The 22,534-nt window shown below is 64.2% G+C and carries 25 protein-coding genes; 14 read left to right on the forward strand and 11 right to left on the reverse strand.

All coding sequences use genetic code 11. The annotated features are described in order from the left end of the window. The 4 genes from CKO35_RS15545 to CKO35_RS15560 all read left to right on the forward strand — a co-directional run. The coding region (locus CKO35_RS15545) for a LysR substrate-binding domain-containing protein (RefSeq protein WP_242467256.1) at window positions 1-420 on the forward strand (420 nt) is incomplete at its 5' end. A 55-nt stretch (window positions 421-475) separates the two neighbouring features. Continuing rightward, complete coding sequence (locus CKO35_RS15550) at window positions 476-1,219, forward strand: type 1 glutamine amidotransferase (protein WP_200177032.1); 744 nt, start codon at window positions 476-478, stop codon at window positions 1,217-1,219. After that, window positions 1,216-1,587 (forward strand): Crp/Fnr family transcriptional regulator, encoded by a 372-nt coding sequence (locus tag CKO35_RS15555; protein ID WP_200177033.1) that lies wholly within the window; start codon window positions 1,216-1,218, stop codon window positions 1,585-1,587. Before CKO35_RS15550 ends, CKO35_RS15555 begins: the two co-directional genes overlap by 4 nt. After that, window positions 1,584-2,681 (forward strand): AI-2E family transporter, encoded by a 1,098-nt coding sequence (locus CKO35_RS15560; RefSeq protein ID WP_200177034.1) that lies wholly within the window; start codon window positions 1,584-1,586, stop codon window positions 2,679-2,681. The genes CKO35_RS15555 and CKO35_RS15560 overlap by 4 nt, the downstream gene beginning before the upstream one ends. A gap of 9 nt (window positions 2,682-2,690) precedes the next feature. Here CKO35_RS15560 and CKO35_RS15565 read toward each other — a convergent pair whose 3' ends face one another. The 3 genes from CKO35_RS15565 to CKO35_RS15575 form a co-directional block, all read right to left on the reverse strand. Next, window positions 2,691-4,103, reverse strand: a complete 1,413-nt coding sequence (locus CKO35_RS15565; RefSeq protein ID WP_200177035.1) for a PhoH family protein — start codon at window positions 4,101-4,103, stop codon at window positions 2,691-2,693. 30 nt (window positions 4,104-4,133) lie between these two features. After that, the gene (locus CKO35_RS15570) at window positions 4,134-4,610 is read right to left on the reverse strand and encodes a peroxiredoxin (protein WP_200177036.1); all 477 of its coding nucleotides are present in this window, start codon (window positions 4,608-4,610) and stop codon (window positions 4,134-4,136) included. A gap of 68 nt (window positions 4,611-4,678) precedes the next feature. After that, window positions 4,679-5,233: a glycine cleavage system transcriptional repressor gene (locus CKO35_RS15575; RefSeq protein ID WP_200177059.1), complete on the reverse strand. Its 555-nt coding sequence runs from the start codon at window positions 5,231-5,233 to the stop codon at window positions 4,679-4,681. A 183-nt stretch (window positions 5,234-5,416) separates the two neighbouring features. On the opposite strand from CKO35_RS15575, the gene dapA reads away from it, so the two are divergent. Together dapA and bamC are read left to right on the forward strand one after the other, a co-directional pair. After that, complete coding sequence (gene dapA, locus CKO35_RS15580; RefSeq protein ID WP_200177037.1) at window positions 5,417-6,310, forward strand: 4-hydroxy-tetrahydrodipicolinate synthase; 894 nt, start codon at window positions 5,417-5,419, stop codon at window positions 6,308-6,310. Beyond that, the gene (gene bamC / locus CKO35_RS15585) at window positions 6,307-7,452 is read left to right on the forward strand and encodes an outer membrane protein assembly factor BamC (RefSeq protein ID WP_200177038.1); all 1,146 of its coding nucleotides are present in this window, start codon (window positions 6,307-6,309) and stop codon (window positions 7,450-7,452) included. The genes dapA and bamC overlap by 4 nt, the downstream gene beginning before the upstream one ends. A gap of 218 nt (window positions 7,453-7,670) precedes the next feature. Here bamC and folE2 read toward each other — a convergent pair whose 3' ends face one another. The 8 genes from folE2 to CKO35_RS15625 all read right to left on the reverse strand — a co-directional run bounded on the left by folE2 (window position 7,671) and on the right by CKO35_RS15625 (window position 15,765). Continuing rightward, a complete protein-coding gene (gene folE2, locus CKO35_RS15590) occupies window positions 7,671-8,486 on the reverse strand; it encodes a GTP cyclohydrolase FolE2 (protein WP_200177039.1) in 816 nt (271 codons plus the stop codon). Window positions 8,487-8,501: 15 nt separating this feature from the next. Next, window positions 8,502-8,879, reverse strand: a complete 378-nt coding sequence (queD, locus tag CKO35_RS15595) for a 6-carboxytetrahydropterin synthase QueD (RefSeq protein ID WP_200177040.1) — start codon at window positions 8,877-8,879, stop codon at window positions 8,502-8,504. A gap of 66 nt (window positions 8,880-8,945) precedes the next feature. Then, a complete protein-coding gene (gene dxs, locus CKO35_RS15600; RefSeq protein ID WP_200177041.1) occupies window positions 8,946-10,805 on the reverse strand; it encodes a 1-deoxy-D-xylulose-5-phosphate synthase in 1,860 nt (619 codons plus the stop codon). Between the two features lie 91 nt (window positions 10,806-10,896). After that, complete coding sequence (ispA, locus tag CKO35_RS15605) at window positions 10,897-11,781, reverse strand: (2E,6E)-farnesyl diphosphate synthase (protein WP_200177042.1); 885 nt, start codon at window positions 11,779-11,781, stop codon at window positions 10,897-10,899. Continuing rightward, a complete protein-coding gene (locus CKO35_RS15610) occupies window positions 11,782-12,048 on the reverse strand; it encodes an exodeoxyribonuclease VII small subunit (RefSeq protein ID WP_200177043.1) in 267 nt (88 codons plus the stop codon). It lies immediately after the preceding gene. Window positions 12,049-12,151: 103 nt separating this feature from the next. Next, window positions 12,152-13,510, reverse strand: a complete 1,359-nt coding sequence (radA, locus tag CKO35_RS15615; protein ID WP_200177044.1) for a DNA repair protein RadA — start codon at window positions 13,508-13,510, stop codon at window positions 12,152-12,154. A gap of 7 nt (window positions 13,511-13,517) precedes the next feature. Continuing rightward, entirely contained in the window at window positions 13,518-14,798 is a 1,281-nt protein-coding gene (locus CKO35_RS15620; RefSeq protein WP_200177045.1) for an HlyC/CorC family transporter, read from the reverse strand. Window positions 14,799-14,946: 148 nt separating this feature from the next. Then, entirely contained in the window at window positions 14,947-15,765 is an 819-nt protein-coding gene (locus tag CKO35_RS15625; RefSeq protein ID WP_200177046.1) for a cytochrome C assembly family protein, read from the reverse strand. Window positions 15,766-15,911: 146 nt separating this feature from the next. On the opposite strand from CKO35_RS15625, the gene CKO35_RS15630 reads away from it, so the two are divergent. From CKO35_RS15630 to CKO35_RS15665, 8 genes are all read left to right on the forward strand, one after another. Beyond that, a complete protein-coding gene (locus CKO35_RS15630) occupies window positions 15,912-16,679 on the forward strand; it encodes a 3',5'-cyclic-nucleotide phosphodiesterase (RefSeq protein ID WP_200177047.1) in 768 nt (255 codons plus the stop codon). A gap of 51 nt (window positions 16,680-16,730) precedes the next feature. Continuing rightward, the gene (gene ffh / locus CKO35_RS15635; RefSeq protein WP_200177048.1) at window positions 16,731-18,092 is read left to right on the forward strand and encodes a signal recognition particle protein; all 1,362 of its coding nucleotides are present in this window, start codon (window positions 16,731-16,733) and stop codon (window positions 18,090-18,092) included. A 90-nt stretch (window positions 18,093-18,182) separates the two neighbouring features. Further along, window positions 18,183-18,443: a 30S ribosomal protein S16 gene (rpsP, locus tag CKO35_RS15640; RefSeq protein ID WP_008930637.1), complete on the forward strand. Its 261-nt coding sequence runs from the start codon at window positions 18,183-18,185 to the stop codon at window positions 18,441-18,443. Between the two features lie 29 nt (window positions 18,444-18,472). Continuing rightward, on the forward strand, window positions 18,473-18,979 hold the full coding sequence (gene rimM / locus CKO35_RS15645; protein ID WP_200177049.1) for a ribosome maturation factor RimM: 507 nt from the start codon (window positions 18,473-18,475) through the stop codon (window positions 18,977-18,979). 10 nt (window positions 18,980-18,989) lie between these two features. Next, complete coding sequence (trmD, locus tag CKO35_RS15650) at window positions 18,990-19,754, forward strand: tRNA (guanosine(37)-N1)-methyltransferase TrmD (RefSeq protein ID WP_200177050.1); 765 nt, start codon at window positions 18,990-18,992, stop codon at window positions 19,752-19,754. A 13-nt stretch (window positions 19,755-19,767) separates the two neighbouring features. Continuing rightward, window positions 19,768-20,115, forward strand: a complete 348-nt coding sequence (gene rplS / locus CKO35_RS15655) for a 50S ribosomal protein L19 (protein WP_008930640.1) — start codon at window positions 19,768-19,770, stop codon at window positions 20,113-20,115. 107 nt (window positions 20,116-20,222) lie between these two features. Then, on the forward strand, window positions 20,223-21,992 hold the full coding sequence (locus CKO35_RS15660) for a tetratricopeptide repeat protein (RefSeq protein ID WP_200177051.1): 1,770 nt from the start codon (window positions 20,223-20,225) through the stop codon (window positions 21,990-21,992). Window positions 21,993-22,014: 22 nt separating this feature from the next. Then, a complete protein-coding gene (locus CKO35_RS15665; protein ID WP_242467260.1) occupies window positions 22,015-22,509 on the forward strand; it encodes a methylated-DNA--[protein]-cysteine S-methyltransferase in 495 nt (164 codons plus the stop codon). Window positions 22,510-22,534 lie beyond the last annotated feature (25 nt).

Raw genomic sequence — 22,534 nt, forward strand, 5'->3', positions numbered from 1 at the left:
CCCTCCCACCCGCTGGCGAAGAAGGGCTGTCTGAGCATCGAAGAGATCCTGCCGTTTCCCTTCATCTTTCGGGAGGAGGGCTCGGGTACCCGCGAGGTGATCATGGATTATCTGGTGGCCCAGGGCGTGGATCGCAACGCACTGGCCATTTGCCTGGAACTGGGCAGCCCCGAGGCGATCAAAGGAGCAGTCGAGGCCGGCATGGGGGTATCGATCCTTTCCCGCTCCACCATCGACAAGGAGTTGGCCCTGGAACGTCTGGTGGGCATCCCGCTGGAGCCGCCCCTGACGCGTCAGTTTTCATTCGTGCATCAGCGCCAGAAGTTCCGCTTGCGGGCCATGGATGAACTCCTGTCCTTCGCCCGTGATTACTGCGAAACCCAGTCCGCCGCCGAAGGGGAGCGCCTGCCTTCTTCCTGACCGGGGCGATACGGCCCCGGGCCGCGGGCCGCAAGACCCTGCAAGGGAGTCCGCGATGAAGAACTATGCGGTGATACAGCACAGCCATGCGGAGTTTCTCGGGCTGATCGAGAGTCACCTGGAGCGTCGGGATATCGGCTTCAGTTATTTCCGTCCCTTCGTGGGGCAGGGACTGCCGGGATCGGCCGCCCAGTTCGATGGCCTCTGGCTGCTGGGGGGCGCCTGGCCCACCGCCGATGAGACCCGCAATCCCCAGGTGCCTGACGAGTTGCGCCTGATCGGCATTTTCCGCAAGGCCCGGCGTCCGGTGGTGGGGCTGGGCATGGGAGGGCTTCTGGTGGCGCAGTCCACCGGCGGCGAGGCCACCCTGGAGCCCGACTGCACGGCGGGCTTCGTCACCGCCCGCAAGACGGCGGCAGGCGAGGGCGATCCGCTGGCGGAGGCCGTGGACGGGCAGCAGGTACTGGTGATGTATCATGGCGGTGTCGTCCTGCCCGAAGGGCTGGAACCCATTCTGGTGGATGACTCAGGGCGCTGGCTGGCGGTGCGGCCCGATCCCCTGACCTACGGCCTGTTGTTCCGGCCCGAGCTCAAGCCGGGCATGCTGGAAGACATCATCATGGAGCCCGGGCACAATCCGCCGCATGATATTACGGAACTGCTGACACAGGCCCGGAATGTCTGGCCGCGGATGCAGGACCTGACGGCCCGGGTAGTGGTGGCCCTGGTGACGGCTCTGGGTCTGATGCAGGAGCGCCGCAAGATGCCCGTATTCAATCTCAAACTGGAGCCCAAGTGAGTCTGCCGTCCCATTCCGCCCATGCGTCTTCCGAGCGACGGCTGCGGGGCCTGTATCGTGGCCTGTCGGCCGCTGATCGGGATACCCTGCTGGCCTTCGCCGAGTTCCTTGCCGGCCGCGCTGCGGCGGCCCCCATATCCATTCCCGCGCCCGAACCCATTCCCCGACCCGAGGAGGAGAGCGTGATCCGGGCCATGAAGCGTCTGTCGGCCACCTATCCCATGCTGGACAAGGCGCGTCTGCTCAACGAGACTTCACAGCTCATGACCCAACATGTGATGCAAGGGCGGGCGGCGGTGGAAGTGATCGATGAACTGGAGGCGGTGTTTGCCCGCCATTATCAGCGTCTGTGCGAGGCCTGCGAATGATCCCGGTCCTGCGTCGCTGGTACGAACGCCATTTTTCCGATCCCCAGGTGGTGATCCTGGCGTTCCTTCTGCTGTTGGGATTTGCCGTGGTGCTGTTTGCCGGCCGGCTGCTGGCGCCGCTGCTGGCCAGCATCATCATTGCCTACCTGCTGGAGGGGGCGGTACGCCGCCTGCAGAACTGGCGCATTCCGCGGATGGCGGCGGTGACCCTGGTCTTCCTCCTGTTCATGGCCGTGCTGGTGGCCACTCTGCTGGTGGTGGTGCCCGTCATGAGTCAACAGATTACCCAGCTGGTGCGGGAGTTACCCAGCATGGTGGTGCAGGGGCAGAATATCCTGCTGCAGTTGCCCGAGCGTTATCCCCAGTTCATCACCGAGGAGCAGGTGCGCGAGATCATGGGTGCCATCCGTGCCGAGTCCATCGCCCTGGGACAGCGAGTGGTGAACCTGACCCTGGCTTCGGCCGTGCATGCGGTCACCATCATGGTCTACCTGGTCATCGTGCCCATCATGGTGTTCTTCCTGCTCAAGGACAAGGATGCCATCCTGGGCTGGATCACCGGTTTCCTGCCCCGGGACCGGGGTCTGGCCAACGAGGTCTGGGCCGAGGTGAACATCAAGATCGCCAGCTATGTTCGCGGCAAGTTCGTGGAGATCCTCATCGTCTGGGCCGCCAGCTACCTGACCTTCATCTACTTCAATCTCAACTACGCCCTGTTGCTGTCATTCATGGTGGGGCTGTCAGTGATCATCCCCTACATCGGTGCGGCCCTGGTGACCATTCCGGTGGCGGTGGTGGCCTATTTCCAGTTCGGGGTGAGCAGCGAGTTCACCTATGTGCTGATCGCCTACGCGGTGATCCAGTTTCTGGACGGCAACGTGCTGGTGCCCCTGCTGTTTTCCGAGGTGGTGAATCTGCATCCGGTGGCCATCATCACCGCGGTGATCCTGTTCGGCGGGTTGTGGGGGCTGTGGGGGGTCTTCTTCGCCATCCCGCTGGCCACCCTGATCCAGGCGGTGATCCGTTCCTGGCCCCGTCACGGCAACATGCTTGATCATGAGGAACAGGCGCGTTACGACAATGAGGCCGCCTGAGTCGGACGTTCAGAGATGTTCGGAGGCAAAATCCGCCAGCCGTGAGCGTTCGCCCCGGTGCAGCAGTACATGCCCTCCATGGGCCCAGTCCTTGAAGCGATCGACCACATAGGTCAGGCCCGAGGTGGTTTCCGTCAGGTAGGGGGTGTCGATCTGTCCCACGTTCCCCAGGCAGACCACCTTGGTCCCCGGTCCGGCCCGGGTGATCAGCGTCTTCATCTGCTTGGACGTGAGGTTCTGGGCCTCATCCAGAATGATGAACCGGTTGAGGAAGGTGCGTCCGCGCATGAAGTTCAGGGAGCGGATCTTGATCCGGCTGCCGATCAGGTCCTGGGTCGCCGCCCGGCCCCAGTCACCCCCGGTTTCGGAGCGGGTAAGCACTTCCAGGTTGTCCATCAGGGCCCCCATCCACGGGGTCATCTTCTCTTCCTCGGTGCCGGGTAGAAAGCCGATGTCCTCGCCGACCGGCACCGTCACCCGGGTCATGATGATTTCCCGGTAACGGTTGTCCTCCAGGGTCTGGGCCAGGCCTGCCGCCAGGGTGAGCAGGGTCTTGCCGGTGCCCGCCGTGCCCACCAGCGAGACAAAGTCCACCTCCGGATCCATCAACAGGTTCAGGGCAAAGTTCTGCTCCCGGTTGCGGGCGTGAATCCCCCAGACCGTGTGCCGTGCGCTGGTGTAGTCCCGGGCCAGTTCCACCACTGCGGAATCGCCTTCCCGCTTTCGCACCAGGGCGGTGAACGAGGGGTCATCTTCCCGGTAGAGACACTGGTTGGGATGCCAGTGGGCCACCAGAGGGCCGGTGAGGCGATAGAACGTGCGTCCGCTCTCCTGCCAGGAGTCCATGGCCTTGCCATGGTTGTCCCAGAAATCCGCTGGCAGCTCGCAGGTTCCCCGGTAGAGCAGATCCACGTCGTCCAGGACCTGATCGTTGTAGTAATCCTCCGCGTGGATGCCCAGTACCGCCGCCTTGATGCGCAGGTTGATGTCCTTGGAGACCAGGGTGACGGCCTCGTCGGGACGCTCCCCCTGCAGGGCCAGGGCCGTGCTCAGGATGGTGTGATCCGGGGTGCGTCCCGGCAGGCTGTCCGGCAGATGGGAGGACAGCACGCGGGTCTGGAAGAACAGCCGGCCGGCGCCCTCGGTATCCGCGTCGCCCAGCCGTGCGCCGGCCAGTGACAGTCCCTGGGCGATCTGGGCATGGCTCACGTCCGCCATCAGTTCATCAATGAACCGGCTGGCCTGACGTACGTTGCGGGCGACCTCGGAAACCCCCTTCTTGGCCTTGTCCAGCTCTTCCAGGACCACCATGGGGAGGAACACATCATGTTCCTTGAAGCGGAACAGCGCCGCTGGATCGTGCATGAGCACGTTGGTGTCCAGCACGAACAGGCGCTTTCCGTGGATGTCCTTCTTGACCATGAACGGGCTCCGGAACGGGGGGCGGGTGGGTCAGAGCACGTCGATGGCCTTGAGCACCTCGTCCACATGGCCGGCCACCTTCACCTTGCGCCATTCCCGGCGGAGGATGCCGTTCCGGTCGACGAGAAAGGTGCTGCGCTCAATGCCTCGTACCTGTTTACCGTACATATTTTTCAGTTTCATGACCCCGAACTGTTCGCAGACCGTTTCGGATTCATCGGCCAGCAGTTCGAAGGGAAAGCCGTGCTTGGCCTTGAATTTCTCGTGGGATTTGAGGTTGTCGCGGGAGATGCCGATCACCGTGACGCCGGCGGCGCGAAAGTCATCGTGCCGGGCGGTGAAGTCCTTGCCTTCGGTGGTGCAGCCGGCGGTATCGTCCTTGGGGTAGAAGTAGATCACCACCGGGCCTTGCGCCAGCAGTGTCGAGAGCCGGACGGGTTCGCCGCCGGTGGCGGGGAGTTCAAAATCGGGTACGGTCCTGCCGGTTGCGATCGTGTTGTCCGTCATGGGTCTGGTCTCCTGAGCCTGGAATCACTGCAAATCAGCCTGGCGGGTTGGCCGCGTGCGTCACTGACCTACCCCTTGATGGGTTCGATGACTCCATCCAGATTCAGTTCATCGCAAAAATCCAGAAAATCCTCCCGCAGGGAGGCGATGTGTTCCGTGGTGGGGATCTCCACCGACAGGTGGGCATTGAACATCGGGGTGCCGGAGTGAACGGCCAGGTAGGCATGGCTGTTGAGTTCACGGATGCCCACCCCGCGGGCGGTGAAGAAGCTCACCAGTTGATGCACGATGCCTGGCTGATCCAGGGATATCACATCCACGGAGTAGGGCAGGCTCGGTACCGTATCCTGACGCGGACCCGTGCGCCGGGACAGGATTTCCAGATCCACCTGCCGTCCCAGGATTGCCAGCGCACCGTCCAGCTTGCTCAGGGTGTTCCAGTTGCCCGATACCAGCATCAGGGCGGCAAAGGTGCCTCCCAGGGCCGACATGTGGCTGTCCTGAATGCTGCACCCGCTTTCCAGGATCACCCGCGACAAGTGCTCGGCCAGCCCCGGGCGGTTCTCTCCCATGGCTGAAATAACCAGATGAGTCGTGCGGGGGTGCTTGGCGGGCTGGGGCATGGTCACGGGCAGGCAATGATGATGGGGCAAAGGGTATCAGTTTCCGGTTGCCTAGCCTATCGAGGTCGAGGGCGGTAAGTCTCCCCGGGGACGGGATAAACAATCCTGCCCGCGTCATTGCCGGCTTGATGGTGAGGTGGGCGGACATTACTATGTCCGCTTGCATTCAGCGCGGAGGTCTCGATGTTTCACGGCAGCATGGTGGCACTGGTCACACCCATGGAGGAGGATGGCTTCATCTCCGAATCGGCGCTGGAGCGGCTGGTGGAGTTCCATATCAGCCGGGGGACCGACGCCATCGTCGCGGTGGGCACGACCGGGGAGTCCGCCACCCTGGATGTGGACGAACACTGCCGGGTTCTGCGCCTCGTGGTGGACTTCGTCGCCGGCCGCGTTCCCGTGATTGCGGGCACCGGGGCCAACTCCACGGCGGAGGCCATTGACCTGACCCGGGTGGCCATGCAGATGGGCGTCGACGCCTGCCTGCTGGTGACCCCCTATTACAACAAGCCCACCCAGGAAGGGCTTTACCGTCACTATCGGGCCATTGCCGATGCCGTGCCCATTCCCCAGATCCTCTACAACGTTCCCGGGCGTACCGCCGTGGACCTGTTGCCCGAAACCGTGGAACGCCTGGCGGACATTTCCAACATCATCGGTCTCAAGGAGGCTACGGGTGACCTGGATCGGGCCCGCCTCCTGATGGAGCGCTGTGGTGACCGGCTGGATCTTTACAGCGGTGACGATGCCACCAGCCTGGAGTTCATGCTGGCCGGCGGCAAGGGCATCATCTCGGTCACGGCCAACGTGGCGCCGGATGCCATGCATGCCATGTGTGCCTCTGCCCTGGCCGGTGACAGGGAAGCCGCCGTGGCCGCCGATGCCCCCGTCAAGGGGCTGCACAAGGCCTTGTTCATGGAGTCAAACCCCATTCCCGTCAAGTGGGCGTTACACGAGATGGGGCTGATCCCGCCAGGGATCCGGCTGCCTATCACCCCCTTGTCCGAAAACCTGCGCGAGCCCCTGCGTGACGCCCTGCGGGCCGCCGGCATACCCTTGAGTTCCTATCCTGCATGAATAGATCACGTATGTTATCCAGGGTCTGGGTGCTCTTGCCCGGCCTGACCGTCGTCATGTTGCTCACTGCCTGCGGAAGCCTGGGTTCCCGGGACACCCATGCCGACAGCCGTGAAACCCGTGCTCTGGAGGTTCCGCCCGATCTGGTGGCCCCGGACGTGGATCCGGGTTTCCGCATCCCCGAGCAGAGCACAGCCAGGGCAAGCGCCCTGGAGGATCGGCGGACAGTGCCGGGAGGCGTCCCCGTTACCCAGCCCCGGACGCCGGTCCTGGTGGACGCGGCCACATTGCAGCTTCGCCGTGAAGGCAATGTGCGCTGGCTGGAGGTGAAGGACACCCCGCCCGCGGATCTCTGGCCACGGCTGAAGGCCTTCTTCCAGGCTCAATCATTGCCGCTGAACCGGGAAGATCCGGGACTTGGGATTCTGGAAACCGAGTGGTTCCAGGCCCGTGCCCAGGTGCCCATGGAAGGCGGGATCCGCGGTCTGCTGGGACGGCTGTTCGGCGATTTCTACGACGCCAGCACCCTGGATCAGTATCGCGTGAGGCTGGAGTCCCACGGTGGGTCGGGCACGGCGATCTTCGTCAGTCACCGGAGTGTGGAAGAAGTGGCCGAGCGGGAGGATATCGTCCGCTGGCGCATGCGCCCCTCCGATCCCGAGGCCGAGGCCGAGATGCTGGTACGTCTGATGGTGCATCTGGGGCTGGAGCCCGAGCAGGCCGCCGAGGCCCTGGGACAGGCGCCTGATCTCACTCCAGGCCTGCGTTTGAGCGAGGTGGACGGTGAGACCGCCCTTGAGATACGGGGGGAGTTCACCGGGGTCTGGCGCCGCATGGGGGTTCTGCTGGATCGGGCCGCCCTGCTGGTGGACGACCAGGACCGCAGCGAAGGGGTGTACTACGTGACCTTCCGGCCGGAGGCGCAGGAGCGTCGGGGTGGTTTCTTCAGCCGCCTGTTCAGTGCCGGCGAGAGCAGCCGGTTGCGATCCGATACCCAGTACCGGATTCATTTGCAGCAGGAGGGTGAGTGGGTGCAGGTGATTCCCCGTTCCCAGGCCGGGGAAGCCCTGTCAGCCGGTGAGGCCGCCGCGGTGCTGGAGCGGATCGAGCAGGAACTCAATCCCGGCAGCAATCAGAGGTAGGGCAATCCGCTTCACGGGCAGGGGCATGATGCCCTTGCCCGGTTCAGGCCTGAGCTCTCATGCATTTTGATGGCGATGCGCCCTGGACGACGGAAGACGACAGGGGGGCGGCACAGTGCCGGTCCCAGGTTTTTCCTCATCTCATCCGCGACCCTTCTCCCCCAGGGGGAGAAGGGAGCGTTTGTGGCTAAACCCGGGCTCTTACGCGTTATTACGCGTTAACCTGCCGTCTTGTCCTTCTCGATCAGGGCATAGGCGGAATGGTTGTGAATGGATTCGAAATTCTCCGATGACACGGAATAGGCGCTGATCCGTGCATCCCCGTTCAGGCGGATGGCGATGTCTCGAACCAAGTCTTCCACGAACTTGGGATTGTCGTAGGCCCGCTCCGTCACGTATTTCTCGTCCGGCCGCTTGAGCAGGCCGTAGAGCTCGCAGGAGGCCTGGGATTCCACCAGGTCGATGAGTTCCTCCACCCAGACGAACTGTTCCACCCGGGCATTGACGGTGACGTGGGAACGCTGGTTGTGGGCGCCGTACTCGGAGATGCCCTTGGAGCAGGGGCAGAGGCTGGTGACCGGCACCACCACCTGGATGTTCATGTCCGGTTTGCCGTCACTGATCTCGCCGATGAAGGTGACCTCGTAGTCCATCAGGCTCTGCACGCCGGAAACCGGCGCCGCCTTGTTGACGAAGAAGGGAAAGCGCATCTCGATATGGCCGGTGGCGGCTTCCAGACGCTCCGCCATCTCGTGCAGCATGCTCTTGAACGAGTCCACGGTGATCTCGTATTCGTGGGTATTGAGGATCTCCACGAAACGGGACATGTGGGTGCCCTTGAAGTCCTGGGGCAGGTTCACGTACATGTTGAAGGAGGCCACCGTGTGCTGGTCCTTGCCGGTACGATCACGCACCCGTACCGGGTGGCGGATGTCCTTGATGCCCACCTTGTTGATGGGGATGCGTCGGGTATCGACGCTGGACTGCACATCGGGAATGGCCGACGTGCGGGCCGGTGAGAGGGGTGTGCTCATGACGGTGTCCTTTGGCTACTCTTCCGTATAGCGGACACAGGCCCGCTCGGTCTCCCACAGGGTGATGGCGCTGACCCGGACGCCCGGTGCGTTCAGGCGGGCAGCCATTTCCCGGAAGAACCAGGCCGCGATGTTCTCGGCCGTGGGGTTCACGTCCCGGAAGGGGGCCAGATCGTTGAGATAGGTGTGATCCAGTTCACCGGCAATCTCTCGTGCCAGCGACTTGATGGTCTTGAAGTCAACGGCCATGCCCAGGGAATCCAGCACGGTGGCCTCCACTTCGGCTTCGACCTTCCAGTTATGACCATGCAGGCGGGAACAGTTCCCCGGATAATCACGGAGCGTATGTGCCGACGCGAAATCGGTCAGCACCTTGAGGGTATATTTGGGCACGGCGGGCTATTGTTTACCAGTTTTGTCGGATATTACGCGACTGTCATGAGCGGCACAAGCCTGCTGTCACAGGCGTGCCTTGATGGCGGCCTCGATGCTGGCCGCATCCAGTCCCGCATCGGCGAGGAGTTCCTCGCGGGTGCCATGGCTCTGGAAGCGGTCGGGGAGGCCCAGGTGGAGCAGGCGGGCGGCCACGTCATGGCGTGCCAGGCACTCGGCCACGGCGCTGCCGGCGCCGCCGGCGACCACGTTGTCCTCGATGGTGACAATGAGGTCATGGGTGCGGGCGGCTTCCAGCACCCGTGTTTCGTCCAGGGGACGGACAAAACGCATGTTGATCACGGTCGCATCCAGGGTGTCGGCCACTTCCAGGGCCGGGGCGAGCAGGGTGCCGAAGGCCAGGATGGCCACGCCCTTGCCCTTGCGGCGGATATCGGCCTCGCCCACGGGCAGGGGCAGCAGGCCTTCGTCGATGGTCGCGCCGGTACCCTTGCTGCGGGGGTAGCGCACCGCCGCCGGCTGATCCAGCAGATAGCCGGTGGACAGCATGCGGCGGCATTCGTTTTCATCGGCGGGGGTCATGATGACCAAGCCGGGGATGCAGCGCAGGAAGGACAGGTCGAAGCTGCCCGCATGGGTGGGGCCGTCGGGACCCACCACGCCGGCCCGGTCGATGGCCAGCAGCACCGGCAGATCCTGCAGCACCACGTCATGGATCAGCTGGTCGTAGGCGCGCTGCAGGAAGGTGGAGTAAATGGCCACCACCGGCTTCAAGCCCTCGCAGGCCATGCCGGCCGCCAGGGTGAGGGCGTGCTGTTCGGCAATGCCCACATCGTGGTAACGCTCCGGAAACTTGCAGGCAAAGGTCCGCATGCCGGAGCCTTCGCACATGGCCGGGGTGATGGCCACCATGCGCTCGTCGGCGGCGGCCTGATCGCACAGCCAGTCTCCGAACACCTGGGTGTAGGTGGGGGTGCCGCCGCCGCTTTTGCTATTCTGGATGCCCTGTTCAGGATCAAAGCTGCCCACGCCGTGGTAGGTGCAGGGATCTTCCTCCGCCGGCGCATAGCCGCGGCCCTTGTGGGTGACCACATGGAGCAGCAGGGGTCCGTCCATGGCCTGGAGGTTGCGCAGCATCTTGACCAGGCCGACCACATCGTGCCCGTCGACGGGGCCGTAGTAGTTCAGGCCCAGCTCCTCGAACAGGGTGCCCGGAATGATCATGCCCTTGACATGCTCTTCGGCGCGGCGCATGAACTCGCGCATGGGGGGCATGTGTTCCAGGACCTTCTTGCTGCCTTCCCGCATGGTGGAGTAGATGGGGCCGGACAGCAGGCGGGCCAGGTAGCGGTTCATCGCGCCCACGTTGGCCGAGATGGACATGTTGTTGTCGTTGAGGATGACCAGCAGGTCGGCCTTCTCGTCACCGGCGTGGTTGAGGGCCTCGAAGGCCATGCCGGCGGTCATGGCGCCGTCACCGATGATGGCGATGGACTTGCGTTTTTCCCCCTTCTGGCGGGCCGCCAGGGCCATGCCCAGGGCTGCGCCGATGGAGGTGCTGGAGTGCCCGACGCCGAAAGCGTCGTAGGGGCTCTCCTCCCGCTTGGGGAAGCCGGCGAGGCCATCCTTCTTGCGCAGGGTGTGCATGGCGTCCCGTCGGCCGCTGAGGATCTTGTGGGTGTAGCTCTGGTGGCCCACGTCCCAGACCAGGCGATCTTCCGGAGTGGCGAAGGTGTAGTGCAGGGCGATGGTCAGTTCCACCGTGCCCAGATTGGCCGCCAGATGACCGCCGGTGCGGGAAACCGATTCCAGCAGGAAGCCGCGCAACTCGTCCGCCAGTACGGGGAGCTCATTGAGAGAGCACTTGCGCACGTCTTCCGGTGACTGGATGCGAGACAGCAGGGGGTACGAAACGGTGTGTGTCATTTCACTGTCGTTCGGCGAAAAGTGCATTATCCGGAGGGTCGCCCGGCCGCGCAAGCCGAAACCCGCGTGGGCCGGGTGCCGCGTCGGTGGCTCAATGGATGCGTTCGATGATGTAACGGGCGATCCAGCGCAGCAGATCGGCGCCTTCATCCAGGTCCTTGAGGCTGTCCAGGGCGCGATCCACCAGTTCCCGGGCCTGCTGCTTGGAGGCCTCCAGGCCGATGATGGCCGGGTAGGTGGCCTTGCCCAGGGCCTGGTCGGCGCCCTGGGTCTTGCCCAGGGTCTGGGTATCACCCTCGACATCAAGGATGTCATCACGGATCTGGAACGCCAGGCCGATGGATTTGGCGAAACAGTCCAGTCTGGCCGCAAGTGGTTCCTCCACGCCCGGGCAGCTGTTGAAACCCAGCATCACGGAGGCCCGGATCAGGGCGCCGGTCTTGTGGATGTGCATGTTTTCCAGCTGGGCGATGTCCGGTGTCTGGCCCTCGAAGCTCAGGTCGATGGCCTGCCCGCCCACCATCCCCCGGGAGCCGGATGCCCTGGCCAGGTGTTCGATCATGCGCAACCGGGCGCGGGGGTCGTCCACCATGGTCGGGTCGCAGGCCAGGATCTGGAAGGCCAGGGCCTGCATGGCGTCACCGGCCAGGATCGCGGTGGCCTCGTCATAGGCCTTATGGCAGGTGGGTTTGCCGCGGCGCAGATCATCATCGTCCATGGCCGGCAGATCATCATGGATGAGGGAATAGACATGGATCAGCTCCACCGCGCAGGCGGGGCCGTCCAGCCGCTCCAGCGGGACGCCCAGGGCCATGCCGGTGGCATAGGTCAGGACGGGGCGAATGCGCTTGCCGCCGTTGAGGGCGGAGTAGCGCATGGCTTCGTGCAGACGCGCCGGCAGGATGCCTTCCCCCGGCAGCCAGCCGGCCAGGGCGTTTTCAAACCGTTGCTGCAGTTCGGAAATGCGGGACTCCACTCAGCGTTCTCCTTCCTCGTCGGACACCGGGCCCGGCGTGTCAAAGTCGATGTCGGCGCCGCTCTCGGTGAGCAGCCTGACCTTCTGTTCAGCCTGGCTCAGGGCCTGCTGGCATCGGCGGGTGAGGGCGATGCCGTGCTCGAATTCCTTGAGCGAGGCCTCCAGGCTCAGTTCCCCCTGTTCCATGCGGGCCACCAGTGCCTCCAGTGCCTCCAGATCCTGCTCGAAGGTGGCGGGCTCGGCGGGCGGGGGCGTCTTCTTCACCATCACTCCTGATCCTTGAACGGGGATGTACCTGAAAGGCTGCTAACTTATAGGAATCCGGCGGGGCGGGAAAGCCCAACGGCAGGTTTGCCTGTCCTGGGCCGGGTCAGATCCACTCCAGGACATCACTCAGGCGGCTGGCCGCCATCACCTCCATGCCGTCGATGGGCTTTCTGGGCGTGTTGCCGGCGGGTACGATGGCGCGGGTGAAACCGTGCTTGGCGGCTTCCCGAAGGCGTTCCTCGCCGTTGGGCACGGGACGGATCTCTCCGGCCAGGCCGACCTCGCCAAAGCTCACCAGTTCATGGGGCAAGGGGCGGTCGCGGAAGCTGGACAGGGCTGCCAGCAGCATCGGCAGGTCTGCCGCCGTCTCGGTGACCCTGACTCCTCCCACCACATTGACGAAGACATCCTGATCATACAGGGCCAGGCCGCCATGGCGGTGGAGCACCGCCAGCAGCATGGTGAGGCGGTTCTGCTCCAGACCCACGGTGACGCGACGGGGTTGCGGGGCATGGCTTTCGGCCACCAGTGCCTGTACCTCCACCATCAGTGGCCGCGTTCCCTCGCGGGTGACCATGATGACGCTGCCGGAAACAGGGGCTTCGTGGCGGGACAGGAAGATGGCGGAAGGGTTGTTGACCGGCTTGAGGCCGGTTTCCAGCATGGCGAACACACCCAGTTCATTGACCGCGCCGAAGCGGTTCTTGACCGCCCGCAGGACCCGATAGCGTCCACCGGGATCCCCTTCGAAATAAAGGACGGTATCCACCATGTGTTCCAGTACCCGGGGGCCGGCGATCTGGCCTTCCTTGGTGACATGGCCGACGATGAACAGGGCGGTGCCGGTTTGCTTGGCGTAGCGAACCAGGACGGCGGCACTTTCCCGTACCTGGGCCACCGAGCCGGGGGCGGACTGCAGCTGTTCCGAATAAATGGTCTGGATGGAATCCACCACCATCACCTGCGGCTGTTCCCGCTCCGCGTGGGTGGTGATGCGCTCGACGCAGGTTTCGGTGAGCAGGCGCAGATCATCGCAGGGCAGGCCCAGGCGCCGTCCCCGCAGGGAGACCTGTTCCGGCGATTCCTCGCCGGTGACGTAAAGGCTGCGAAGGTCCGGCAGGGTGGCCAGGGTCTGCAGCAGCAGGGTGGACTTGCCGATGCCCGGGTCCCCGCCGATCAGTACCACCGAACCCTGCACCAGTCCACCGCCCAGAACCCGGTCCAGCTCGGAAATGCCGGTGCCGGTGCGGGCCTGCTCGCCGCCGCCGACATCGCCCAGACGACGCACCTGAGGGGTGGCGGTGCCGGCATACCCGGCAAAACGGCTGGCGGAGGGCGTGGCGGGTGCCGAGACCGCCGTTTCCATGGCATTCCATGCGCCGCAATCCGGACACTGCCCGCTCCACTTGGGAGCCAGCGCCCCACAGGCGGTGCACTGATACTGGACCTTGGGTTTGGCCATGGCGCGTTCAGTCCTGTCCCGGCGATCGGGAGGGCAGGCGCTGGCTGATGCGCACGGTGCGGATGGCGTTGTTCTTCACCTGCACGATTTCCATGGGATAGCCCTCCATGAGCACGCTGATATTGGCGTCGGGGATGGTTTCCAGATGTTCCAGCAGCAGTCCGTTGAGGGTGCGGGGGCCGTCCAGGGGGAAATGGGAGCCCAGCAGCCGGTTGAGTTCACGCAGGTGGATGGTGGCATCCACCAGATAGCTGCCGTCGGCCTGGGGGAGGATTTCCGGGGAAATGGCGCCCGGGTCCGAGGTGAACTCGCCCACCACCTCTTCCAGCAGATCCTCCAGGGTGACCAGCCCCTGAATGTCGCCGTATTCATCCACCACCAGTCCGATGCGCCGCTTTTCCCGCTGGAAGTTGAGGAGCTGGCGATTGAGGTTGGTACCTTCGGGAATGAAATAGGGGGCGCGCAGGGATTCGCGCAACTGTCCCGGAGTCAGTTCGTTGCGGTAGACCATGGGCAGGACCCGGCGCAGATGGATGAAGCCCAGGATGTTGTCCACGTTGCCCTCGAACACCGGCAGCCGGGTGTACTGGCTGTGAATGAGCTGCTGGGTGATTTCGTCCCAGTCATCTTCCAGGTCGATGCCCACGATCTCGTTGCGGGGCACCATGATGTCTTCCACGGTGGCCTTTTCCAGGTCCAGCAGGTTCACCAGCATGCGCTGATGGCGGGCCGGGATCAGGGCGCCGGCCTCGTTTACGGCAACCCGCAGTTCCTCGCTGGAGAGGGCATGTTGGGCGCGATCCTGGGCGCGTACGCCCACCAGTCGCAGGATGGTGTTGGAGAGCAGGTTGACCGTCCACACCAAGGGGTAGGCCACCACCATGAGGGGGGTGTAGACGTAGGCGGCCGGGTAGGCCACTTTTTCCGAGTGCAGGGCCGCCAGGGTCTTGGGGGCCACCTCGGCGAAGACCAGCAGGGCCAGGGTCAGCAGGCCGGTGGCGATGGCGATGCCGGCATCGCCGTAGACCCGGAAGCCGATGTAGGTGGCCAGCTGGGTGATGATGATGTTGACGAAGTTGTTGCCCAGCAGGATCAGGCCAATCAGCCGGTCCGGCTTGTCCAGCAGTCGCTGGGCCCGACTGGCGCCCCCGTGCCCGGCCTGGGCGAGGTGGCGCATGCGGTAGCGGTTGAGCGCCATCAGCGCGGTTTCGGAGCCGGAGAAGAAGGCGGAGCAGAAGAACAGTGTCACCAGCAAGGCTGCCAGTGCACTTAAGGGTATTTGTTCCAAGGTGGATCCGGTACCACGGGACGGTTGAACACCCGGAGAATTACACGGGCCGGATCATGTCTTTGTCAAGGGTCGTCGAGTGGGGCGGACGGGATGGGGTGGCCGGTGTCTGCTCCCCCCATCCCGCTGCCCGGCATGTGTTTTGCCGTCAGACGCCCAGGATCATCTCCAGGACCATCTTGCTGCCCACGTAAGCCACGAATAAAAGGGCAAATCCGATCAGGGTCCAGCGGGCGGCCAGCCGTCCCCTCCAGCCGAAGCGGAAGCGACCGATCAGCAGGGCGGCGAAGATCATCCAGGCGATGATGGCGAACACCACCTTGTGGGCCAGATGCTGAGCGAACAGGTCTTCCAGCACGAACAGGCCGGTCACCAGGGCCGCGGTCAGGAAGATGAAGCCCCAGCCGATGACGTGGAACAGCATGGAGTCCATGGTGGACAGCGGCGGCAGGGCGCGGATCAGTCCGCCGGGACGGTGGTTGTGCAGGCTGTAGTTCTGCAGCGCCAGCAGTGCGGCCTGGATGGCGGCGATGGTCAGCAGGCTGAAGGCGATCATGGCCAGCAGCATGTGGGCGCGCAGGCTGGGGTCGACCGCGGTGGCGGTGTGAAGGTCACCCGCCAGGGCCAGTTCCAGAGATACCGTGACCCCGGCGAAGGGGAGCAGAAGTATGCCGAGGATATGGATGGGATACCGGATGGAGACCACCAGCAGGAAGAAAGCGATGAGCCAGGCCACCATGGATACCACGCTGAAGACCCCCATTCCGGTGCCGTTGGCACTGAAGACGTGGAGGTATAGGAGCAGGGCGTGCAGGATGATCGCGCCACCCCAGACGGAGAACAGGAGTGTCCTGCCCCGGGCGGGAGGCGTGGCGCCGCCGGAGCCCATGCGCAACCGCTGCATGAGCAGTGCGCCCCCTGTGAAGTAGAGCACGGTGGTGATAAGTCCGATGGCGGCTACGAGCATTTATGAGCACCAAACCTAAGATTTCAATTGAGAATCATTGCATAAATTCCCTTCCTGGAGAAGGGTTCCAACAGGATATCGGTTCTTGCGGGCACCATGCTAGGATCGAATCTAAATGTTCTGGTCCAGCAAGGTGCGCAAGGATCATGCAGATCACTGTCCTGGGTTGCAGCGGCGGCATCGGTGCCGGCCGTCGAACCACCTGCATCATGATTGATGATGACATCCTCATTGATTGCGGTACCGGGGTGGCGGACCTTTCCCTGGAGGCCATGGGAAGGATAAGCCATCTGCTGATCACCCATACCCACCTGGATCATATTGCCTGCCTTCCGCTGCTGGTGGATACCCTGTTCAGCCGGTTGAAGTCACGACCGCTGGTGATCCATGCCCGCGCGGACTGCATGCACATCATTCACGATCATATTTTCAACTGGCAGATCTGGCCGGATTTCTTCGAATTGCCGGAACGGGAGCGTCCGGTGGTGCAGTTCAATGCCATGGAGCCCGATGTGCCCGTTCAACTGGGCGGGCGTCGAATCGACATGCTGCCGGTGGCCCATTCGGTACCGGCGGCAGGATACCGGATTGAACGGGACGGCGTGGCGTTTGCGTTCAGCGGAGATACCACCAGCAACGATGTTTTCTGGGATGCCCTCAACGCCCATGAAAATCTTGATCTGCTCTTCGTGGAATGCGCCTATCCTGACCGCGACCGCTCGCTGGGGCAGCAGGCCGGGCATTATTGTCCGTCATTGCTGGCCCATGACCTTGCCAAGCTGCGTCATGCGCCCCGGGTGGGAATCACCCACCTGAAGCCGGGCGAGGAAGACGAGGTTTTTCTCGCCCTGCAGGCCAAAATCCCGGGGCGGCAGTTGCTGCGGCTCTGCAGTGGCGATGTTTTCACGATATAATCCCTCACCCTTCCAACCGGTTGCATACAGCGCCGCGGCGCCTCAAAGCCTATGTTCGACAGTCTTTCAGAACGCCTTCAGGGCACCATCAAGCGCCTTCGCGGCCAGGCCCGCCTGACCGAGGAGAACATTCAGGACACCATCCGCGAGGTCCGCAAGGCCCTGCTGGAAGCGGATGTGGCCTTGCCGGTGGTGCGCGAGTTCATCGCCCGGGTCAAGGAGCGGGCGGTGGGCCAGGAAGTGCTGGCCAGCCTGACCCCGGGCCAGGCCCTGGTCAAGGTGGTGAACGATGAGCTGATCAAGGTCATGGGCGAGGCCAATGACGGTCTCAAGCTCAATGTCCAGCCGCCGGCGGTGATCCTCATGGCTGGCCTGCAGGGGGCGGGCAAGACCACCACCGTGGCCAAGCTGGCGCGCTGGCTCAAGGAACGTCAGGACAAGAAGGTGCTGGTGGCCAGCTGCGACGTCTACCGTCCCGCCGCCATCCGGCAGTTGCAGACCCTGGCGGGCGAAGTGGGTGTGAACTTCTTCCCCAGCGAGGCAGGCCAGGACCCCCTGGATATTGCCGCCGCCGCCCTGGAGCAGGCCCGCAGGCAGCACCAGGATGTGCTGATCGTGGACACCGCCGGACGCCTGCACATCGATGGGGAGATGATGGACGAGATCCGGCGCCTGCATGTGCGGCTGGATCCCGCCGAGACCCTGTTCGTGGTGGACAGCATGACCGGCCAGGACGCCGCCAACACCGCCAAGGCCTTCAACGACGCCCTGCCGCTCACCGGTGTGGTCCTCACCAAGGCCGACGGTGACGCCCGGGGCGGGGCGGCCCTGTCGGTGCGTCACATCACCGGCAAGCCCATCAAGTTCCTGGGCATGGGCGAGAAAACCGCCGCCCTGGAGCCGTTTCATCCCGACCGCCTGGCCTCCCGCATCCTGGGCATGGGGGACGTCCTTAGCCTGGTGGAAGAGGCTTCCCGCCAGGTGGACCAGGACAAGGCCGAGAAGCTGGCCCGCAAGATCAAGAAGGGCAAGACCTTCGATCTGGAGGACCTTCGGGATCAGCTCGGGCAGATGTCCAAGATGGGCGGGGTGAGCTCCCTGCTGGAGAAGTTGCCCGGGGCGGGGGATCTGCCCGATGCCATCAAGAACAAGTCCCACGACAAGGATCTGCAGCGCATGGTGGCCATCATCAACTCCATGACCCCCAAGGAGCGCCGTAACCCGGACATCATCAAGGGGTCACGCAAGCGGCGCATCGCGGCCGGGTCCGGGACCCAGGTGCAGGACGTGAACCGCCTGCTCAAGCAGCACATGCAGATGAGCAAGATGGTGAAGCAGTTCTCCAAGGGTGGCATGGGGAAGATGATGAAATCCCTCAAGGGACGCATGCCGGGAGGGCGTTTGCCCTTCTGAAGCTTGTACCTTACCGAAGCGCGTGTATAATGGCGCGTTTTTCCGGGGCATGTCCCCCAAACGATACCAGACAAGCAGGGCTAACAGCAGATGGTAACGATTCGACTGGCTCGCGGTGGCGCCAAGAAAGCGCCTTTCTACCACATCGTGGTGACCGATTCCCGCAGCCGCCGCGACAGCGGCTACATTGAGCGCGTGGGCTACTTCAATCCCGTGGCCCGTGGTCAGGAGGTGCGCCTGCACCTGGACGCCCAGCGCGTGGAGCACTGGCTGTCCAAGGGTGCCGCGGCTTCCGACCGTGCCGCCAGGCTGATCAAGGAATTCACCAAGCAGAACGCTGCCGCCGCCTGAGGCGACGGCCCGTTCGAGTCCCCCCGCCGATGAGCCGTCCGGACTGGATCATACTGGGACGCATTGCCGGGGTTTACGGCGTCAAGGGCTGGGTCAAGCTGTTTTCCGAGACCGAGCCCCGCGAAGGCATCCTGGACTATGATCCGCTGTCCATCCAGATCGGCGGTGAATGGAAGGTCCTGAAGCTGGAATCCGGCCGTGCCCACGGCAAGGGTGTGGTGGCCAAGCTGGAGGGCGTCGATGATCGCGATGCCGCCGCGGCGCTGATCGGTGCCTCCATCGGCATTCGCCGGGAGCAGTTGGAGCCCTTGCCGAAAGGCGAGTATTACTGGGCCGATCTTGTCGGCCTGGAAGTGATCAACCTTGAGGCCGTCAGTCTGGGCTGGGTCGACCACCTGATGGAGACCGGCGCCAACGACGTACTCGTGGTCAGTGGAGATCGGGAACGCCTGATTCCCTATGTCAGGGATCAGGTGATCCAGGAGATTGACCTGGAGGCAGGCATCATTCGCGTGGACTGGGACCCGGATTTCTAGGTCCGCCACGGTGAGATTCGATGTCGTCAGCCTGTTCCCCGACTGGGTGGCTTCGGTCGCCGACTGGGGCGTCACGGGGCGTGCCCGCGAACGCGGGCTGATGTCCGTCCATTGCTGGGACCCGCGGGACTTCACCCGTGACCGGCATCGCACCGTGGATGACCGTCCCTACGGGGGAGGTCCCGGCATGGTGATGAAGGTGGATCCCCTGCGCCAGGCCATTCAGGCGGCCAGGGTCGACGACGAAACACCGGCCCGGGTGATCTACATGAGCCCCCAGGGGCGGCGGCTTGACCAGGCAGGTGTTCACCACCTGGCAGCCCTGCCCAGGGTCATACTGCTGGCAGGCCGTTACGAAGGTATCGACGAGCGGCTGATTCAGCTGGAAGTGGACGAGGAGTGGTCCATCGGCGACTACGTGCTGTCCGGTGGCGAGCTGGCGGCCATGGTGGTGATCGATGCCTGCGCCCGGCTTTTGCCCGGGGCCCTGGGGGACGAATTGTCCGCCACGCAGGATTCCTTCAGCCAGGGACTGCTGGATTGTCCTCATTACACCCGGCCGGAAGTGGTGGACGGGTTGGGCGTGCCGGAAGTGCTGCGTTGCGGTGATCATGGCCGGATCGAGCGCTGGCGTCGCAAGCAGGCGTTGGGTCGGACCTGGGAACGGCGACCCGATTTATTGGCACAACAGGAATTAAGCGAGGCGGACTGCCGCCTGCTGGAAGAATATCAACGCGAGCTGGCGGACGCGCAGGCCGCGCCGAGCAGTGACTGACAGGGGTCGAAACATGAGCAACATCATCCAGCAACTGGAAGCCGAGCAGATGAACCGCGAGGTGCCCGATTTCACGCCAGGCGACACCGTTGTCGTCCAGGTGAAGGTGAAGGAAGGCAACCGTGAGCGTCTGCAGGCCTTTGAAGGCGTGGTCATCGCCAAGCGCAACCGCGGCCTCAACTCCGCCTTCACGGTGCGCAAGATCTCCCATGGCGAAGGTGTGGAGCGCGTGTTCCAGACCTACAGCCCCACCGTGGCGGAGATTCAGGTGAAGCGTCGTGGCGCCGTGCGTCGCGCCAAGCTGTACTACCTGCGCGGCCGTACCGGCAAGGCTGCCCGCATCAAGGAAGACATCAAGTAACCGTTGGTGTCCTTGAGTGTCATGAAGAAAGCGCTTCGGGGAACCGGAGCGCTTTTTTTTCGCCAGTATTGATGGGCCGCCGAAGGATGTGGTCAAGGAGTTTCGTCATGCCTGGTTCGCGGATGCCTGGAATTTTCCTCGTCATTTTCCTGGTGAGCCTGATGGTGGGCTGGGGGTCCCGGGCCCTCGCCGACCCGGTGGTGGATGAGGCCATGGCCTTGTCACACCTGGGGGCTACCGACCTGGCCCTGGGGGTGTTGGCGAGGCAGCCGGTGGATCACCAGGCCCAGCCGGGGCGCTGGATGGCCCGGGAGCAGGCGCGTATCGAGATTCTGGGGACCAGCGAGCGTTGGGCGCAGGTGGTGGAACGGGCCCAGGCCGTGCCGGTGGAACTGCCGGTGGATTTCGTGATCTGGACCCGTACCCGGCAGGCCCATGCCCTCATCGCCCTGGAGCGGGGACAGGAAGCACGGGATGTGCTCAGGCCTCTGATCTGGTTTGGTGCCCCCAATGCCACGGAACAGTGGTTTCGGGCCTGGCGACGGATGCTGGCGGAATCCTACAGTCTGGATGGCCGGCCGGAGGATGCCCTGACCGCATTGCGCCGTTACCGTCTGGATTACGGCAGCGAGGCCCGGGATGCCGCGTTGCTGGAAGCGCGGATTCTGCTCACGGTGGGGCGACATGAGGAAGCCGTCAATGCCCTGACCGGTGTGGAGGGCCACGAGGCCGGTGCCCTGCGCATGCTGGCCCGATTCCGTGCCGGCGCGCTTGGCGCCGAAGATGCGGTCAGTCAGGCCGGTCGGGCCGCCCGCGGACAGGAGCGGGAATCGGTGGCGGCGGCTCGCTACCAGGCGGTCGCGGCCGTAGCCGCCCGGTCGCTGCAGGACCCGGTACAGCAGATTCCGGTGCTGGAATCCGCCCTGGTGGCCCAGTCCCGGCTGGGCAGCGGGGATGAACTGTACCGGCTGACGGCGGAGCCGCTTTGGCAGAGCTATCTGCGTCTGGGGGAGCGACTGGCCAACGAGCGTCAGCTCCTGATTGGTGATGACGAGGCCTGGTTCACGCTGGCGCAGGGCCTGCAGGCCAGGCAACCCCTGGCTGCCCGCGGTCTGCTGGCGGTTGTGGCTCTGCGCAGCCCCATGCCCCAGGGGCAGGCCCAGGCCCATCGTCGCCTGAGTGAGCAACTCGTGGCCGTCGAGGGTCTGGGTGAGCCATTGTTGCAGGCCCTGTATCTTGGCGACGGCCCTTTCGGCGAGGCTGACCGCGTCCCGGCACCGGTGCGCCATCTGCTGGCGGAGACCGCCCTGGGGCAGGGGGATCTCGACACCGCTTCCCGCCTGATGGCGGGGCTGGAACGAGCACCCGAAGGGGTGGACCCGTTCCTGTGGGGATTGCGCCGGGCCCGTACCCTGATCCTGGGCGGCCAGGAGGAGGCGGGCATTGATGGTCTTTACCGGGTGCTGTCCGGTGTTCGTCAACTGGAAGGGGAAGCGGCGGACCGTTTCATGCAGGTGGTGTTCGACCTGCAGTCAGTCCGCCGTCATCAGGAGGCACTGAACCTGTTTCAGGTGGTTGCCCCCCGGCTGACGGAGCGGCGCAGGCTGCGGGAGCTGATGTTCTGGCAGGCCGATTCCCACCGCGCCCTGGGCGAGCATGAGCAGGCAGCCCGATTGTATCTGCGCTCCGCCCTGCTGGGGGACAGTACCGACATGTGGGCGCTGAGCGCCCGGTTCCAGGCGGCCGAGGCGCTAGGGGAGGCGGGATTGGTCCGGGATGCCAGGGTCATCTACGAAGACCTGATTCGTCGTACCCCGGAGGCGGAGCGCCGGGTGGTGCTCAGGCAGCGCTTGCAACAGTTGCAGTTGCAGCAGTAGGCTGTCGGGCATGGTTCCATCCATGCCTCCCAGTCCCGATTACGATCTGGTCATGGACTCGCCCCTGGGGCGTCTGGCCCTGCGCTGCTCCAGCCAGGGGCTGATGACGCTGGATTATGTCGCGGGCGAAGTCCCCTTGCGTGATCCCCGTAATAGCCTTTCCTCCCTGGCCGCGGCGCAGCTACGGCACTATTTCAGTGACCCCTCCTTCATTTTCGATCTACCCCTGGACCTGCGCGGGACGCCGTTTCAGCTGCGCATCTGGTCGGCTCTGCGCCGAATTCCCAGTGGCGAGGCCATCAGCTATGGAGCGCTTGCCCGTCAGCAGGGATCGAGTCCCCGCGCGGTCGGTGGTGCCTGCCGGGCGAATCCGCTGCCGGTGATCGCGCCCTGTCATCGGGTGATTGCCGCCGACGGCAGTCTACGCGGCTATGGAGGGGCGACCTGTGGTGCCGGTCTTGAGGTCAAGTCCTGGCTGCTGGCCCACGAAGGCGTGTTGATATCCCCGTCATCTTGAATTATTCCTTCAGGTTCTTAGGATA

Origin of the sequence: Ectothiorhodospira shaposhnikovii (genome assembly GCF_016584105.1) — a bacterium.
In the GTDB taxonomy this organism is placed as follows: Bacteria; Pseudomonadota; Gammaproteobacteria; order Ectothiorhodospirales; family Ectothiorhodospiraceae; genus Ectothiorhodospira; species Ectothiorhodospira shaposhnikovii.